We start from the raw sequence: 17,494 nt of genomic DNA, 5'->3' as shown, positions 1-17,494 counted from the left end.
TTACCACTACTTCAATATGAAATTTTTATTGTGTTCAGCGTCAGCTAAGCGACAGCTAAGCGACAGCTGCCGTACCTGCAAGGCTTCGAGCATCCAGACCTGTGATTTGAGTGCAGCTGCAGCCTGGGCGCCCAGCACAGGCGTGACCAGCTCATCATATTTGTCATTGAGTTCGTCATCATCTAGCGGACATTCCGGATCGCCTTTGCGATCCTGCGCGTAGTGCTCATGAGTCTGCCCACTGTTCATCACAATTGTCACGCGCGAAGAACGATGCCGCGGGAACGCGGCGGTCAACGCCTCATCTGCAGTCAAAGAGATTTTTTTCATCAAGGCACGTGTATCCGTATCCGTGAGTCGCTCCGTATCGAAGGCGTCCAGCCTGACCGACCCATGGCGCAGTGCATGGGCAACCACATAGGGCAAACTGAATTTGCCTTCAAATGCCGTCAGCGGATCGGCATTGCCGGTCACATTGATCGCAGTTTGATAGGTCGCAACGTGGATCGACGCGATATCATCCGGCCTGATGCCATGTTCCTGCTGCAGCGCAAGTACTGCATCGATGGAAGCAAAGGTATGGCCGCAACAGCCATGATTTTTCTGGGTAATACGGGTGATGTTGTAGTCCACGCCAAGACCGGCAGTGACTACGGGAAGATTCAGCGATCCGCCCAGTGCAGCAGCAAAACCGGCCTCGCCTTCCAGAATGTCGGCCACGCCGGTGACGCCGGCCGCGGCGGCAGTGCCCGCCCGTATGCCCACTGCGGCAGCGTGCCCGGCATGCAGCGCCTTGGTCATGGCGTCGGAACGGAACGCCTGTTGCAAGCCGGCAGCAAATGTCGCTGCGGTGGCAATGGCGTGCTGCATCACGGTCTGATCGCCAGGCGCATACAGCGCTGCCACGGCAGCGGCAGCGCCAATACTCCCAACCGTTCCCGTCGTATGAAAATAGCGGTAATGTGCTGGCTGAATGGCAGCAGCCAGTCGGGTGGAGATTTCATAGCCCACCACAATCGCCGTCATGAACGCCAGCCCGTCAGCGTCTCGCGTATCGGCGGCCGCCAGCGCTGCCGATACGACAGGACAGCCCGGATGATAGACACCATCACGGAAAATATCATCGAACTCCACCGTATGCGACACACTGCCGTTGATCCAGGCGGCGGTGGCCGGAAAGGTCGTGGTGCCAAATCCCGGCAGGCGGGCAAAGCCGACACCGGTTTCATCCGCATGGGCCCGAACCAGTTCTACACCCGGGGACATCCGTGTACCAGGATAGAGTGCGGCCAGCCAGTCAAGCACCGCGCGTTTCGTATGATGAAGTACCGGGTCGGTCAGTGTGCGTTCACCGCTTTCCCGGGCACCGTAATGAGCAAGTTCATGTATGAGCATAGATCGCTTTGTATGTGAAGGCCGCCTGCAGCAGCAGGCAAATGTAAGCATTTATTCTAGGCAACCGACGCCGCCGGGCTTTGAAAGTTTTAGAACGCTGCTATCTCGTACCGTGCAAGCAACCGCCCGGCTTCAAGCCAATAGGCAAAAATCCTGCGTTGTCGGCGGTCTGTAATCCTGCGTTTTCAGTTGTGATTCGAATCGGCTGGGGCCGCCGACGGCATCGCTGGCTATGAGTGTCTCATCTGCACGGGCCAGCCGTCGGGCGCGGCGCGACCGGCGGCAAGCGCCCTGCCATCACCAAAGGTGATGTTGTCCATGACTTTTGGTAGCTTACGCAGACGCAAAATCCGGCTTAGACTTCAACCGAAGCTGTTACGGGCTGCCATGGCGTTACAATCGGCGCCTTTCCTGTACGGCAACAGGACTCATTTACAAAATAAACACAATGGTGATTGCGCCTTGATCACCCACACGGAGACAAACTTTATGCGTCTGAGCCCCTTTTTTTTCCTGCTGACCTGTGCAGTAGCGCTCGGGCTTGCGCCTGCTGCCCATGCCGAAGTCAGTTTTTCTGAACGCCCCATTCGACTGATTGTGCCTAGCTCGCCCGGCTCGGGACTGGATAATCTGGCCCGCACCTTTGCGCCCCGTATGGGACAGACCCTAAAGCAATCTGTCGTGGTGGAAAATCTGGCCGGCGCATCCAACATTTCTGGTACTCGGGAACTGGTTCGCGCCAAGCCCGATGGCTACACCCTGGAGCTGATCTCCTCGAACCATGCAGTCAATCCAAGCCTGCACAAAAACCTGCCCTATGATTCGGTGACGGATATTACAACTGTATCCAATCTGGTGACCTCGCCGTTGGTGGTTGCTGTACCCAATAGCTCGCCCTACAAAACCCTGGGCGAGTTGATTGCCGCGGCCAAAAAAGAGCCCAAGCGGCTCAATTACGGGTCGGCCGGTGTCGGCACAGCCCTGCATCTGGCCGGCGTCCTCTTTGAAAAGCGCGCCGGTGTGCAAATGACCCATATTCCCTATAAGGGCGGCAACACCATTGTGAATGATCTGGTCTCGAACCAGATCCAGGTCGCCTTTCTGGCCGTTGCCAGCGTCTCGGAACAGATCAAGGGAGGCATGTTGCGCGGACTGGCGGTCACTTCTTCCAAACGCAGCCAGATCCTGCCCGATTTGCCGACATTAACCGAAGCCGGGGTTGCAGATTATGTTTACGAACCGTGGCTTGGCATGATCGCGCCTGCAAATCTGCCCGATGACATTCGCGATAAGCTGCAGGCCACAGTCAAGGATGTGTTTGCCACCTCAGAGGTGAAAGACAAACTCGAACGCCTTGGCTTCAATATCGTTGTATCCGATCCTCAGACCTTTGGCAAAACCATTCAGAATGATATCGACGAGAGCGCAGCGCTGCTCAAATAAGGATGTTGATACTGGGAGCAGGCCGGGTCAGCAGAATGGCACTGCTGCGCTCCTGATGGCTGTGCGAGGGTAGCCAGGCTGGTGGCTGGTGGTTCCTAAATGGTTTTTCACTATTTACTTACATGGCTACCGGTGCTCTAATCCCGATCAAACCTGATTTTCGCGAGTTTGATTTGTGGTCCATTGATCCTACTTCCCTGTATCTGTTCATCGCCGTGTGTGAAACCGGCAGCATTGCGCGTGCCGGCGAGCGCGAGCTGCTGTCTGCTGCTGCCGTGAGCAAGCGCATGGTTGAAATAGAAAGAAAAATTGGTGCGCCACTGTTGTTGCGCAGCCAGCGTGGCGTTACGCCCACGTCGGCCGGCCAGGTGCTGCTAAAGCACGCCCGCAGCATCATGGTGGATTACCGTAAGCTGCAAAGCGAGCTGAGTGAGCACGCCCAGGGCGTCAAGGGCCATGTGCGGCTGCTATCCAACGTCTCGGCCATCATGGAGTTTTTGCCGGCTGATCTGACCTCGTTCCTGGAAACTCACCCGAACATCCAGGTTGATCTCGAAGAGCATTTCAGTAGTGATATTCCCAGAAAAATTGAAGAAGGCAATGCTGATATCGGCATTTGTCGCGATTTCGTCCCCACCGGCAACACCTGCGTGACGCCCTACCGCTACGATCATTTCGCGATCGTGGTCAACAAGGCGCACCCGCTGGCCGGCAAAAAATCGCTTATGTTCGAGCAAACGCTGGACTATCCGCAAATCGGCTTTTCCATGCAAACCTCCATGAACACACTGATGTCGCATATAGCGGGTCGGCAGGGCAAGATCCTGACCTATCGCACGCATGTCAGCTCTTTTGATGCGGCCTATCGGCTGATTGAAGCCAATCTGGGCATTGCGGCACTACCGCGCGAAGCCGTCGAACGGTATGTCAGGCTTTATGATCTGGAACTGATTCCGCTAAACGATCCATGGGCGCGGCGCAACTTCGTACTGTGTACCCGCGCCAACGAAGCGCTGTCGGGGTCGGCCCAGAAACTCTTTGACCATCTGCAGGCCCAGGCCAGCCACGCCTTGCCCGCCCACAGCGCAAGCCAGCAACGCCCCCGACCATAACAAAACCTGATGGTTACCATGACCATCCGGGCATTACCGTAAACCGCAATTCATCGTAGACTGTTCTCATCAAGTAAAGGAACCGTCATGACAGATCATGTTCATATTCAGGAGGTCGGCTTGCGCGATGGCCTGCAAAGCATCGCTACCACCATGCCGACCGAAGCCAAGAAGCGCTGGATCAGCGCCGCATACGACGCCGGATTGCGCCATATAGAAGTGACCTCATTCGTCCCGCCAAAGCTACTGCCCCAGTTGGCCGACGCCGCGCAAATCGTGGACTATGCCCTGCAGTTTGATGGCCTGACCGTCACTGCGCTAGTACCCAACCTGAAGGGCGCCGAAAACGCCCTGAAGGCTGGTGTACATCGCATCATAGCCCCAATCTCTGTCAGCACGCAGCATAGCCTGGCCAATGTCCGCCGCAAACCCATGCAAATGGTGCAGGAGTTCGGACGTATCCGTGAACTGATCGATGCCCACGGTGGGCGCACGACGCTGATAGCGGGCCTGTCTACCGTGTTCGGTTGTACGCTGCAGGGTGAAGTGCCTGTCGATGACGTATGCGATGTCGTGCGCGGCAGTATCGCAGCCGGCGCCGATACCGTGGCGCTTGCCGATACGACGGGACACGCAACGCCTGCGCAGGTGCAGGATGTGATTACGGCGGTGCGCGCCGTGGCGGGCGAGCGTTTGCGTAGCATGCATTTTCATGACACCCGTGGTATGGGCCTGGCCAATACGGTTATCGCATTGCAGAACGGCATCAGAGAATTTGATGCCTCACTGGCCGGTATAGGCGGCTGTCCGCATGCGCCCGGCGCTACCGGCAACGTGGTCACCGAAGATCTGGTTTTCATGCTCGAATCCATGGGCTATCACACTGGTATTTCAGTTGAACGCCTGCTGGCCTGCCGGCAGATCCTGTCGCAGGCCCTGCCGCAGGAACCCCTGTACGGCTTTATCAATCTGGCAGGTCTGCCCAACACATTCACGCAGCAAAGAGCAACACAATGAATTCTGTCTCATCACAAGCATTGCCCCTGGCGGGTATCCGTGTCGTTGAAATGTCCCATATGGTTATGGGACCGACCTGCGGAATGATTCTGGCCGATCTGGGCGCTGAAGTCATCAAGGTCGAACCGCTTACCGGCGACAAGACCCGCGAACTGCTGGGTGCCGGCGCCGGTTTTTTCCGCACATTCAACCGCAACAAGAAAAGTATTTCGGTTGACATAAAAGACAAGCAGGCCATTGATGCCGTCCTCAAGCTGGTGGATTCGGCAGACGTTTTCGTCGAAAACTTCAAGCCCGGCCGCATGGCTTCACTGGGCCTTGATTATGACAGCCTGAAGGCGCGCAATCCGGGGCTTATTTATGTGTCGCACAAGGGATTTTTGCAAGGGCCCTACGAGAAACGCCTGGCCCTGGATGAAGTGGTGCAGATGATGGCCGGCCTGGCCTATATGACGGGTCCCGTTGGCCGGCCATTGCGTGCCGGCACCTCTGTCAACGACATCATGGGCGGCATGTTCGGTGCGCTGGGTGTCCTGGCTGCGCTATTTCAGCGCAACAGCACAGGCCAGGGCAAGGAAATCCAGAGCGCATTATTCGAAAACTGCGTGCTACTCTCAGCGCAACACATGCAGCAGTATGCGGTCACGGGCGTGGCCGCCAACCCCATGCCGGAACGCATTAGCGCCTGGGGTATTTATGATACTTTCGAATTGGCCGGTGGCCGCCTCATGTTCATCGCAGCAACGGGCGATGCGCCGTGGAAGGAACTGTGCGAGATTCTGCAACGCCCTGATCTGTATCTCGATCCGCGCCTGAAAACCAATAACGATCGTGTGCTCGCGCGCGACTGGCTGATTCCTGAACTGGGCGCAACGCTAAAAAGTATGGAAGCCGAATCGCTGGCGCCCATTTTTGAGGCACGGCAAATTCCGTTTGCCTATATCACCAAGCCAGAAGAGCTGTTCGATGACCCGCACCTGCAGCAAAGCGGCGGCCTGGGCCGTCAGGTACTGGAAGACGGCTCGGAAACGCCCATGCCCCTGTTGCCGATCAGCATGGACGGCCAGCGTCTGCAGCCGCGGCAACCCATTGCGCGTATTGGTGAACATACTGAGAGCGTATTGCGTGATCTGGGTTACGAGGCAGCCGAGATCGCCCGCCTGGCAGCAGCCGGCGTGCTGAAGGTAGTGTAATCGACGTTGTAACTGCTGAGATTGGGTGGTGCCTGATAGATTATCCTCATACATCAGGACGGGCGTTTTCCCAGCGTTTCTCCTTGGATTACGTATCATTTCCCCGCTGTCCCCGTTCTCTTGCCGCGTTGCCCGACGGGGCCTGGGTCGCAATGACTTAAACACCGTCATTTTCACCAACAGTGGGCCGTGCTGATTTCGCCGTAGACGGGACACCAGGGCGAGATCGGCCATAAAGCGCGGGCTTTCTGGCCGATGCGAAGAGGCATTGCGCCAACTTATCCCTTGCCTGCTTTGTCCTTCGTGTCTGCGGCATAGCCCCCCTGTTGCGCTATCGCCTGCAGTCCGGCAATCGTGAACGTGTGCATGTGACGAGCCATATCCTCTACGTTATGCGAATACAGCGGCTGTATCGGGGTCGCGATGCGCCGATCCAGAATCAGCAGCATGATGACCGGCCCGATGACACTCAACACGCAGCGCAGCAACTGCGGATCAGCCACCGGCATACCGGTCAGCTCCATGATGACGTCGCGCAATACCTCAAACTTGGGCAGCGTATCTTCTTCCATAATTTGCGACAACAGGGGCGATGGCGCCAGCAACTCTCGTGCCCACAAGCGGATATGCCAGCTTTTGGCATCATAGGTTGCGCGCAACAGCCCTTCTATCAGCAGGTAGAGTTTGTCCGAAGGCGGCGCCGCGCTATGGCCGATCTGCCGCACAAAATCCAGGCTCATGACTTCGCGATGCACTTCCTTGAGCAGGACCAGATACAGGCCATCACGACTGCCGAAATGATAGTTCACAGCTGCCATATTGACGCCAGCGGCCTCGCAGATCGCCTTGCTGGTCGTATCGGCATAGCCGCGCTCGGCAAACAGGGAGCCTGCCTGCGTAATAATATGCCGCACAGTCGCATCGCCGTCACTACGGCTGGCGCGACCACTGCGGACAACGGGGCTGACAGAGGCCGCCTGGGGGCTTTTGCTGCGGGAGCTGTTTTTAGCAATCATGATATCTGGAATCAATATAACAAATGGGTGCTTTACATATAATTCAAATTTGAATTAGAATTATAGCTCATTTGCTCATGCCCGACACACGAAGTGAACGGATTATTTCAATCATGAATAAGAAAATTGCAGTTGTAGTAGTTCTTGCCGTCATCGCCATCGCGGCCGGCACATGGTGGTTTTATGGACGGCCTGCCCCGACAGCCGATCATCTGACGCTATATGGCAATGTCGATATCCGGCAGATCTCACTGGCTTTTGAAAACAGCGACCGGGTACGTGAAATGCGGGTAGAAGAAGGCGACAGCGTGAAGGCTGGTCAGGTACTGGCCACGCTGGATACCCGCAGCCTGGCACTGCAAGCCGATCAGGCAAAGGCACAGGTAGGTGCACAGGAGCAGGCGTTATTGCGATTGAAAAACGGCACCCGCCCCGAAGAAGTGGAGCAGTTGCAGGCCCAGGTCAGGGCGGCGCAGGCCCAAGCCCGGCAGGCTCAGATCCGCCACAAAAGGCTAAAAGACATAGCGACACGCTCCGGCGGTCAGGCGATCAGCAAACAGGAAGTGGACGATACACTGGCCTCGGCTCAAGTGGCCGACGCCCAGCTTGAGAACCAGCGCAAAGCCCTCAAACTGGCTCAGATCGGACCGCGTGACGAGGATATTGCCCAGGCGCAGGCCGAGTTGGCCGCAGCAAAAGCGAATCTGGCGCTGCTGGAACATCAATTGACCCTGTCGGTTCTTAAATCACCCACCAATGCGGTTGTCCGCGCACGGCTGCTGGAACCCGGAGATATGGCTTCCCCTGTCAAACCTGCCTATACCCTGGCCCTGACCTCGCCCAAATGGGTCCGGGCCTATGTGAACGAAGTCCAGCTTGGCCACGTCAGGCCCGATATGCCTGCCGAAATAATTACCGACAGTCATCCTGACGAGAAAATCTCCGGGCGTGTCGGCTATATTTCACCCGTGGCAGAATTTACACCAAAAAATGTACAGACTGAAGAGCTGCGTACTAGCCTGGTCTATGAAGTGCGTATTCTGGTTGACGACCCGCAGAACCGGCTGCGCCTTGGCATGCCGGCTACCGTCAATATTGCACTTGACAAGGCAGTGCCTGATACCGATAGTCGGCTCTCTTCCGGAGCAAACAAATGACCAGCCGCAACCCTGCAGCTGACAGCAGCGCTGTCGCAGCAACGGGTCGTCGCTTTGCCGGGAACACAGAGAATCTGGCAGACAGCGGCAAGGTGGCCGTTGGCGCCAGCGGAGTCAGCAAGCGTTTCAAGGTAAAGGAAACAGGTTCAACGGTACTGGCTTTGGATAACGTGGACGTGCAGGTAGCCATGGGCCAGCTCACGGCAATTGTCGGTCCCGACGGCGCCGGCAAAACGACGTTTCTCAGGCTCGTATCCGGGCTGATGCGCCCTGACTCAGGCACATTGCATGTACTGGGTATTGACGTTATTCGCAATCCGCAGGCGGTGCAGGATCGTATCAGCTATATGCCGCAAAAATTCGGGTTGTATGAAGACCTGAGTGTGCAGGAAAACCTTGATCTGTATGCCGATTTGCATGGCGTTGCGCAGGACGTGCGCCGGGAGCGCTTTGCCAACCTGCTGGAAATGACGGATCTGAAGCGGTTTACCGCGCGCCTGGCCGGCAAACTGTCGGGCGGCATGAAACAAAAACTGGGCCTGGCCTGCACGCTGGTTCGCTCTCCCCAGTTGTTGCTATTGGACGAGCCAACCGTTGGCGTGGACCCTCTTTCACGAAGTGAATTATGGGAAATCGTGCAGCACTTGCGGGAACAGGAGCAGTTGTCGGTCCTTCTGACCACCGCGTATCTGGACGAAGCGGAACGCTGCGCCAGTGTATATGTGCTGCATGAAGGCAGACTGCTTTCCAGCGGTCCACCGGAGACAACCAGTGAACATGCTCGTGACCTGTGCTATCTGATAACGCCAACCAGCAATGAACACCCTCGCGATCTACAAGCGCAACTGCTGGATAACACCGCCGCGGTCATCGATGCAGTACCGGAAGCGGGAGATGTTCGCGTCATTCGGCGCCCCGAAACGGACCTATCACAATTGCAATTGAACGGGCGGCTTCTGGAGCCGGCACAGGCGCGCCTTGAGGATGGGTTCATGGTGTTGCTGCGCAGTGGAAGCGAGAACGATAGTGACATCAGTATCGGCGCTACCACCGACCAGGGTTCCCGGAACATAAATAAAGCGGCCTCGAGCCTTACAGGCACCGGGCGTGCGGCCCAGTTGCAGCAGTCAAGCCGGGAGAACGCCCCAAGTGACATAGACCAGCCACGCTTGCAGGATGCCCCGCACACAGCTTCCGGAAACGGCGATAACGGTAACGGTATCGTGATTGATGTCCGGGACCTGGTCAGAAGGTTCGGCGAATTTACAGCCGTGGACAGCACAACCTTCAATGTCAAGCGCGGTGAGATTTTTGGTTTGCTTGGCCCCAACGGTGCCGGCAAAACCACGACCTTTCGCATGCTTTGCGGGCTGCTGCCTGCCACGAGTGGTCACGCCGAAGTGGCCGGCATGGATATGCGCAAGGCCCGCGCCGAAGCCCGTCAGCGTATTGGCTACGTCTCGCAGAAGTTCGCCCTGTATGGCAACCTGTCAGTGATGGAGAATCTGCGCTTTTTTGGTCGCGCCTATGGGCTGATGAGCAAGCGGCTGGCCCAACGCATTACCGCAGTTACCACGCAGTTCGAGCTGCAACGCTATGAGAAGATGCCGGCCGGACAGTTACCGGGTGGTGTCAAACAACGCCTGGCCATGGCTGTCGGGCTGCTGCACGAGCCCGATGTGCTGTTTCTGGACGAACCCACCAGTGGTACTGATCCCCTGGCCCGGCGCGGCTTCTGGCAGCGCATTACCCGGCTTGCCGGTGGTGGCACCACGGTTGTGATTACAACGCATTTTATGGAAGAGGCCGAATATTGCGATCGTATTGTCATTCAGGATGCCGGCAAACTTGTGGCCTATGGCACACCGGATGAAGTACGTGCGCAGGCGGGCGGGACCGACAGGATGACCATGGAAACGGCCTTCATTCGTATTGTGGAGCAGGGACGCAGCGAACGCGGCAATAGCCAAAAGGTGGCGGCATGAGCACAGAGTCGCAATCTGCATCGACAGCGCGTCCAGATCGTAGCGGCGGCTTCTGGCTGCGATTGGTATCGTTAACGCGCAAGGAATTTCGCCAACTGTGGCGTGACGCCAGTAATCTGATGATTGGTATCGGCCTGCCAATAGCGCTGATTCTCATTTTCGGCTATGCGCTTACCTTTGACGTACGCGATGCGCGTGTTGCCGTCGTGCTGGAAGATTCCTCGCCCGTGGCGCAAAGCCTGGTTTCCAGCCTGGAGTTGTCCGACTATTTTGTACCGGTCAAGGTGACATCCATGCATGAAGCCACCGAGATGATGAAGGCGCATGAATCAGATGCCATTCTTAGAATTCCGTCTGATTTCGCAAGACGTCTGTCTGTAGGGGATGCCCAGGTACAAACGCTGCTGCTCGGGTCTGATCCAACGCGCGCCAGCGCTATCAGAAGCTATCTGGAGGGTGCGGTAGCCATATGGGGGCAAAAGCAGGCCTCGCGCAGCCACAGCCCTGCTGCGATGGGCTCTGTGGTCATCGTCGATCGCATGTGGTTTAACGCCGCCAATAACAGCACCTGGTATCTGGTGCCAGGGCTTATTGCACTTATCATGACGCTGGTAGGAACCTTTCTGACTGCGCTGGTCATGGCACGCGAGTGGGAGCGCGGCACGATCGAAGCCCTGTTTGTCACGCCGGTGCGTCCTGTCGAAATTCTGATTGCAAAAATCATCCCCTATTTCTTTATCGGGCTGCTGGGACTGGTCATGTGCGTGGTCACCGCGCGCGTGCTGTTCGATGTGCCCATTTACGGGTCGATGTGGGTTCTGGTGCTGGCATCCATGCTGTACATGTTTGTCTCGTTGGGCATCGGCCTGCTGATCTCTGCCATGACCAAAAACCAGTTTCTGGCCAGCCAGGTTGCACTGCTGGCAAGCTTTCTGCCGGCCATGATGCTGACCGGATTTATCTTCGATCTGCGCAATGTACCCACCGCTGTGTATGTCATTGGCCAACTGGTTCCGGCAACCTATTTTCTTGAACTGGTCAAATCGCTTTTCCTTGCCGGTAATTACTGGCCCCTGATCATCAAAAACTGCAGTGTACTGGCTGTCTATGCCGTCGTTCTGCTGGGGCTGGCGCGTTTTGTCACCCGCAAGAAACTGGATTAAACCCTATGCTGGCCTTTTTCAACTATCTGCTGCGCCTGGCCAATCTTTGCCAGAAGGAATTTATTGCAGTGCTCAAAGATCCGGCCAATCGGGTCATTCTGATCGTGCCGCCGATCCTGCAAAGCCTGCTGTTTGGCTACGCCGCCAATTTCGATCTGACCAACGTTCCCTACGCTGTACTGGATGAAAGTCGCGGCGGCGCATCCACCGAACTCATTGCGCGCTTTGACGGCACCGGGGTTTTTCATCGGGTCGCAACACTCGATTCAGCGAGTCAGATTTCAGAGGTGATCGATACCGGCTCGGCCCTGCTGGTGGTGCATTTCAGTCCCGATTTCGAACGCCTGCTGTCGGCAGGTCATACCACACCTTTGCAGGTCATTCTGGATGGCCGTAACTCAACGACGGCGGGGTCTGCTGTCGGGCAGCTGCAGGCCATCATATCGGCCTATAACCAGCGCGATGGCCACGAGGCTGCCAAGCCGGCCGTGACCGTCATGTCACGCGCCTGGTACAACCCTAATCTGGAGTCGCGCTGGAATATTGTGCCAGCACTGATCGCCTCGCTCAGTATGATACAAACCATCATGCTGGCGGCACTTTCAGTGGCACGCGAGCGCGAACAGGGCACCTTCGACCAATTGCTGGTAACACCGTATACACCGCTACAGATCATGATCGGCAAGGCCATTCCGTCTATTGCGATCGGGCTATCGCAAGCAATGCTTGTGCTGACGATATCACTTTACTGGTTTGATATTCCGATGACTGGCAGCTTTTGGGCGCTGTTGCTGGCCATGCTGATGTTCATGATCACCATTGTCGGGATCGGCCTGTCGATCTCCGCCCTGTCGGCAAATATGCAGCAGGCCATGCTCTACACGTTTGTGCTGATCATGCCGCTAACACTGCTCTCGGGCCTGGCGACACCGGTAAGCAACATGCCCCATTTCATGCAGATGGCCACTTACGCCAACCCCTTGCGCTTTGCGATTGACCTGGTGCGCAGAATTTATCTGGAAGGCGCGCCGCTGACACTGTTGTGGCATGACTTTATCCCGTTTGTGGGGATCACACTTGTGACCATGCCGCTTGCCGCCTGGCTATTTCGCAACAAGCTATAGCGATGACAAGCAATGCGAGACAGCGCAAGACAGCAGCCGGGCTATCCGGTAATAGCGCTTGCTCGCGCGCTGATCACCTGAAAAACTGTACTTTGAAGCGGGCATCCTGCACCTGGCCGGCACCACTTTCCACCCGAGCGCAGCATGCCAATCATTCCCCGGACGCCGATTGGAAAAAATAATGGCGTGGCCGGCAAACGCTGGTCGACGCCATTAACATCCTACTACCCCGTCCTGCTGTATCATCCTGCTACTCATTAATATCAATGTAGCTGGTTCGGAATCAGGCCACTGCTACAGCCGCAGGTACTGTTGCAGAAGCATCCACCGGATGTACGGTTCTGGCGGTCAGAACGAGGCGATTCCAGCCATTGATGGCGACGGCCGCGAGGGTATAGCCGGCAATCTGCGCCTCGCTAAAAAATTGCCGCATGGCGTTGTAATCCTCATCAGGGGCGCCGGTTTGCGAGACAAGCGTAATCGCTTCGGCCCAGCCAATCACCGCACGTTCCCTGGCGCTGAACACCTGCGCTTCACGCCAGACGCAAAGCAAGTCCAGTTGTTGTGCATTCAAACCATCGGCGCGAGCCTCCTGTAAATGCATATTCACGCAGAATGTACAGCCATTGATCTGGGAAGCACGAATCTTGATCAAATGAATAAGTGATTTTTCCAAATCAGGATTCTGCATGACGGCGCCTTCCAGCGCGCACATGGCTTTGTAGACGGCAGGAGCCGTTGTGGGAAAATCGTAGCGAGCTTGCATAATGAACTCCGAAATTATTTATGACAGTTGAAATATATCGGCTCGGCAAATAGGTACCACCCAGCCGTTTAATCTATACATGGCACATTCAGCGTGCACGGCTTGCTGCTCGTGCCGTTGTATGCTGCTCATGCCAGTTGAAATCTATGACTGCATAGTAAAGCAGCAAGCGGCCAGACGAAAGAGCCAAGAGTGATGATTAGCGATAGGCCATGATTGGGGCCAAGCCATGTCGCATGTGCATATGCCCTACCGGGCGCTTATATTTCATATTTTCCCGCACTGCCCCCTGATTTCTGCCAAGTGTTCTGCCAGGAAGTCAGCACGGCACGCATGTCCTTGCTTGCAGAAAAATGAAGATGCGCGCCAGGAGAGCTATTTCGGCCCGGCAAACCGGTTTGCCCTGAAACCATAGCAGGTAGCAATGTCAGTGGCCCCAAATTGTTTGGGCAGTAATGCTGTGGCTATCTGTATGGTTAGCGTCGATTCTCAATGGCTCGTATGCCCATCTACAACAACGGCAGGATGCGTTCACCCAACTGGCGCGCCGCGTCGCGCGAAGCGACATTAGTAAAGCTCATCAGCAGGCCATGCGTGACCGGCGGCTTCAGATACCATCCGGAAAGGCCATGTGCAAACATGCCTTGGGCGCACATTCTGTGCGCAATCGCCACATCATCCATGCCCACACCATTCCGGGGACGCAAGATCAGGTGCATGCCACCCGGCTGCAGCTCCACACGCAAGCGATCTCCCAGTACATCCATCAAACCAGCAGCAACCACTTCCCGTCGCTCTGCGTACAAGCGCCGCATCCGCTGGATATGGCGGCTGAAATGGCCTTCCTTCATGAAGGCAGTCACAATTGCCTGCACTAATGCCGGCGCGCCACTACCATGTACCTGAACCGCATCGTCGAACCGCGTCACCAGCCCTTGCGGAACAACACAGTAAGCCAGTCGAAGCCCTGGAAACATGACCTTGCTGAATGTGCCTGAATAAATTACCCTGCCCTCGCCGTCCAGGCTTTTGAGCGCGGGCAATGGGCGACCCAGATAACGGTATTCTCCGTCGTAATCATCTTCGATAATCCACGCATCACTTTGCGCAGCCCAGTCCAGCAACGCCAGGCGTCGCGCTAGCGATAAAGACACACTCAAGGGGCTCTGATGCGCAGGTGTGACGACCGCCAGACGGGCATCCCCTGCAAGCTGTTTACCCTGCTCAACGCAAATACCTTCGTTATCAACCGACACTGGGACCAGCGACATTCCCACGCTTCTGAGCACATCTTTGGTCGGTTCATAGCCAGGATCTTCCACCCACGCCTTGTCGTCCCCCATCAGCAATGTGCGTGCCACCAAATCAATGGTGCTCCGATAGCCCGATGTAATAAACACCTGTTGCGGTACACAATCGATGCCGCGCGACACCCGCAGATAACCGGCCACGGCCTCACGCAATATCGTTGCGCCGCCAAAGGGTGGATAAACCATATCCTGGACCTGAGTGCTGCGTGCACAGCGGGCGGCCAGACGAGCCCAGATTTTGCGTGGAAAGGCGTCTAATGCGGGCAATCCCATCTGGAACGGCGCAACTGGCGAATGCTGCGGCAGCGCAGTCAGGGGCGCAGAAACAGGTTCTGCTGGCAACGGCGTGCCGCCCAGATGTTCGAGCCCGGGCATGACCACCGTTCCTGCCTGCCCTCGCGCCTGCACATACCCTTCAGAGGCCAGCAAACTATAGGCAGACTCAATCGTGCCACGCGCCAGACCCAGCTCCTTAGCCAGCGCACGCGCTGCAGGAATTCGCTGGCCCGGCGATATCAAGCCGTCTGTGATGGCATTGCGCAGGCGCAGATAAATCTGTTGATACAAAGGCATGCTGGCCTGAGGATCCAGAGACGATAAACCATAGCGCTGTGTCTGATTCATGGACTAGTCCGTATCTTAGTTCTTGGCTCTTCAGATTATGGCATAACGGCTTTACATTGCTTCCTGTAGACCTATCACATTTGAAAAGGAAACCGTAAATGACACAAGTAGCTCAAGTCGCCGGGGCCACCGATGAATCAGATAGCAACGAGATACCGGAGAAAACAGATACCATCATATTGGCGCACCTGGACAATGAAACCCAGATCCGCGCCGCCTTTGCCGTCATGCAACAATTGCGTCCGCATCTGGCAAATGCGCACGATTTGCTTGAACGTGTGCAGCGCATGCAGCAGAATGACGGCTATCGCATGCTTGCCATCTGGAACAACACAGACGTGATTGCAGTCGCAGGTTATCGCCTCCAGGAAAATCTCATCTACGGACCGTTTCTGTATGTCGACGATCTGGTTACACTGGACACAGTCAGAGGCCAGCGCTGCGGCGCAAAGCTACTACAAGCGCTGCAAACCATAGGCATAGATGCCGGATGTGCACGCCTTGTTCTGGATACCGGCCTGGCCAATTCGCTTGCCCAGCGCTTTTATTTTCGCCAAGGCCTGCTAAGCACAGGGCTGCATTTTGGCATGACGTTACCGATTACTAACTAATGCACCCCGAGCAATATGATGTATGAAAGATCAGACTCATAATCAAATAATCACAATTGCAATACTGAATTTAGCACTACTAATTTTTCCATTCGGATAAGCAAGCATCGAACACGGAACACCAATGAAATTATTGCATTTAACATTCAGCCCACGGGGCGAAGAATCAGAAAGCACGCAGCTTTCCCAGGCCATTGTGGATCAGCTTTGTAGCCAGCACTCGGTTAGCCGCATCATCAGGCGCGACTGGCGTTTACATGCTACTTCTGCCATTGATGCCGACTATGCCAAAGCACTTGCCAATGCCGCCCGCAACGGCGTTGATAAACTGTCGTATGAGGGTTCGCTGCAAGAATCAGAAAGACTGATATGCGAACTTGAAGAAGCTGATGTGGTTGTCATTGGCACACCAATGCACAACTTCACCGTGCCCGCTTCGCTCAAGACCTGGATAGACCTTGTGGTACGCGTCAATCGCAGTTTCAATATCACGCCTGCAGGAAAAGTGGGTACGCTGAACAGCAAACCGGTTTATATCGCGATTGCTTCCGGAGGCTTCTTCGGCAGTGAACACAGCCGCCAGCCAGATTTTCTCACGCCCTATCTGAAAGCCATTCTGGCAACGATTGGATTGAATGATCTGCGATTTTTTTCGGCTCAGGGGATGGCGCTGGATATAAATAAAGTTAAAGTGCAGCGGCAGGATGCGCTCGATCAGGTAGCGAATATTGGCGCTGTCATAACGCAGGTTGGATAATATTGCAGCGATAGAGATCTGGTCCAGATTCGATAATAGGCGTGGCAATCTTCGTTATGATAAGGGGTGTATCAGGCTTTGTTGAAGTAAGGTCGGGTAAAGCGACTAGCGAAACGTAATACCATTTCGTTCATCTGTTGCTGCCAGTTGCCACCTCACTTCCCAAAGCTGATGCGATGCTTTCTCAGCATGAAATTGATTTATTGGAGTCCATCAATGTGCTAGACTTATTCTTGGCCCCAAAGTTCAAGTATATCTCTTAGCAGAATTGCATGGATCATCTTGAGCAATCATAGCTCTATTAGTTTCGGTGAGATACGCTGATTGATATTGCGCAGCTACCGCTAACTTACCGTCGCTGTTCGATTACCCCGTTACCTTTTGCTCCGTAACGCCTAGAAGGAACCTGATCTGCAACACCCAGACCAAATTGGCAGCGCGTAGTTCGGATTACTAACGCCGAGAAATATGATCCTAAAGTGACATGACGGCTCCTTTTGGCCATGTGGAGTCGTGCCATGTCACATCAACCTTCAGACATTATCACTTCGAAAACCCTATTGCTCAATGAGCGGTGGGAGCCATAAAAGTGCAACGCCTGACTGATCTTCCGTTCACCGTCCACCAGCGACGGCAATGTGGTTGTTAGCTACCACGAGCTGCGAGGGTCTTTGCCCAGCACACCGAGCAGCAAGCGTGCTTTCCTTTAAACTGTGCCTAGGGCCGTGTTGTATCTGCGGCTGTCCACATAGATAACCGCGGTCAAGTACCACCGTAATCCCGTGGCGGGACTCTCTGTGATCAGCTGGTATACCTTACGG

The 17,494-nt window shown here is 55.6% G+C and carries 14 protein-coding genes; 10 read left to right on the top strand and 4 right to left on the bottom strand.

Features of this window, described 5'->3' with window-relative positions; translation table 11 throughout:
• Positions 1–6: 6 nt before the first annotated feature.
• On the bottom strand, positions 7–1,395 hold the full coding sequence (locus INT32_RS06615) for an MmgE/PrpD family protein (protein ID WP_193087939.1): 1,389 nt from the start codon (positions 1,393–1,395) through the stop codon (positions 7–9).
• A gap of 489 nt (positions 1,396–1,884) precedes the next feature.
• Here INT32_RS06615 and INT32_RS06610 point away from each other — a divergent pair, with 489 nt between their 5' ends.
• From INT32_RS06610 to INT32_RS06595, 4 genes are all read left to right on the top strand, one after another.
• Complete coding sequence (locus tag INT32_RS06610; RefSeq protein ID WP_193087938.1) at positions 1,885–2,838, top strand: tripartite tricarboxylate transporter substrate binding protein; 954 nt, start codon at positions 1,885–1,887, stop codon at positions 2,836–2,838.
• A gap of 122 nt (positions 2,839–2,960) precedes the next feature.
• Positions 2,961–3,950, top strand: coding sequence for a LysR substrate-binding domain-containing protein (locus tag INT32_RS06605; RefSeq protein ID WP_226816622.1), 990 nt, complete (start codon positions 2,961–2,963; stop codon positions 3,948–3,950).
• 87 nt (positions 3,951–4,037) lie between these two features.
• A complete protein-coding gene (locus tag INT32_RS06600) occupies positions 4,038–4,967 on the top strand; it encodes a hydroxymethylglutaryl-CoA lyase (RefSeq protein WP_193087937.1) in 930 nt (309 codons plus the stop codon).
• The gene (locus INT32_RS06595; protein WP_193087936.1) at positions 4,964–6,160 is read left to right on the top strand and encodes a CaiB/BaiF CoA-transferase family protein; all 1,197 of its coding nucleotides are present in this window, start codon (positions 4,964–4,966) and stop codon (positions 6,158–6,160) included. Before INT32_RS06600 ends, INT32_RS06595 begins: the two co-directional genes overlap by 4 nt.
• A gap of 278 nt (positions 6,161–6,438) precedes the next feature.
• On the opposite strand, the gene INT32_RS22270 is transcribed toward INT32_RS06595, so the two are convergent.
• The gene (locus tag INT32_RS22270) at positions 6,439–7,176 is read right to left on the bottom strand and encodes a CerR family C-terminal domain-containing protein (RefSeq protein WP_193087935.1); all 738 of its coding nucleotides are present in this window, start codon (positions 7,174–7,176) and stop codon (positions 6,439–6,441) included.
• 113 nt (positions 7,177–7,289) lie between these two features.
• Here INT32_RS22270 and INT32_RS06585 point away from each other — a divergent pair, with 113 nt between their 5' ends.
• From INT32_RS06585 to INT32_RS06570, 4 genes are read left to right on the top strand one after another with little or no spacing between them, the layout of a single operon-like run.
• Complete coding sequence (locus tag INT32_RS06585; protein ID WP_193087934.1) at positions 7,290–8,333, top strand: efflux RND transporter periplasmic adaptor subunit; 1,044 nt, start codon at positions 7,290–7,292, stop codon at positions 8,331–8,333.
• On the top strand, positions 8,330–10,318 hold the full coding sequence (locus INT32_RS06580) for an ATP-binding cassette domain-containing protein (protein ID WP_193087933.1): 1,989 nt from the start codon (positions 8,330–8,332) through the stop codon (positions 10,316–10,318). Before INT32_RS06585 ends, INT32_RS06580 begins: the two co-directional genes overlap by 4 nt.
• Positions 10,315–11,481: an ABC transporter permease gene (locus INT32_RS06575; RefSeq protein ID WP_193087932.1), complete on the top strand. Its 1,167-nt coding sequence runs from the start codon at positions 10,315–10,317 to the stop codon at positions 11,479–11,481. The genes INT32_RS06580 and INT32_RS06575 overlap by 4 nt, the downstream gene beginning before the upstream one ends.
• 5 nt (positions 11,482–11,486) lie before the next feature.
• Entirely contained in the window at positions 11,487–12,605 is a 1,119-nt protein-coding gene (locus INT32_RS06570; protein ID WP_193087931.1) for an ABC transporter permease, read from the top strand.
• Positions 12,606–12,888: 283 nt separating this feature from the next.
• On the opposite strand, the gene INT32_RS06565 is transcribed toward INT32_RS06570, so the two are convergent.
• Together INT32_RS06565 and INT32_RS06560 are read right to left on the bottom strand one after the other, a co-directional pair.
• Positions 12,889–13,371, bottom strand: coding sequence for a carboxymuconolactone decarboxylase family protein (locus tag INT32_RS06565; protein WP_193087930.1), 483 nt, complete (start codon positions 13,369–13,371; stop codon positions 12,889–12,891).
• A gap of 509 nt (positions 13,372–13,880) precedes the next feature.
• The gene (locus INT32_RS06560) at positions 13,881–15,305 is read right to left on the bottom strand and encodes a PLP-dependent aminotransferase family protein (RefSeq protein WP_193087929.1); all 1,425 of its coding nucleotides are present in this window, start codon (positions 15,303–15,305) and stop codon (positions 13,881–13,883) included.
• A gap of 98 nt (positions 15,306–15,403) precedes the next feature.
• Between INT32_RS06560 and INT32_RS06555 the strand changes: the two genes are divergently transcribed.
• Entirely contained in the window at positions 15,404–15,916 is a 513-nt protein-coding gene (locus INT32_RS06555) for a GNAT family N-acetyltransferase (protein ID WP_193087928.1), read from the top strand.
• A gap of 124 nt (positions 15,917–16,040) precedes the next feature.
• Complete coding sequence (locus INT32_RS06550; protein ID WP_193087927.1) at positions 16,041–16,673, top strand: FMN-dependent NADH-azoreductase; 633 nt, start codon at positions 16,041–16,043, stop codon at positions 16,671–16,673.
• Positions 16,674–17,494 lie beyond the last annotated feature (821 nt).

It is taken from the genome of Advenella sp. FME57, from assembly GCF_014897675.1.
Classification (GTDB): domain Bacteria; phylum Pseudomonadota; class Gammaproteobacteria; order Burkholderiales; family Burkholderiaceae_B; genus Advenella.
This window is presented reverse-complemented; position numbering and strand designations above follow the sequence as displayed.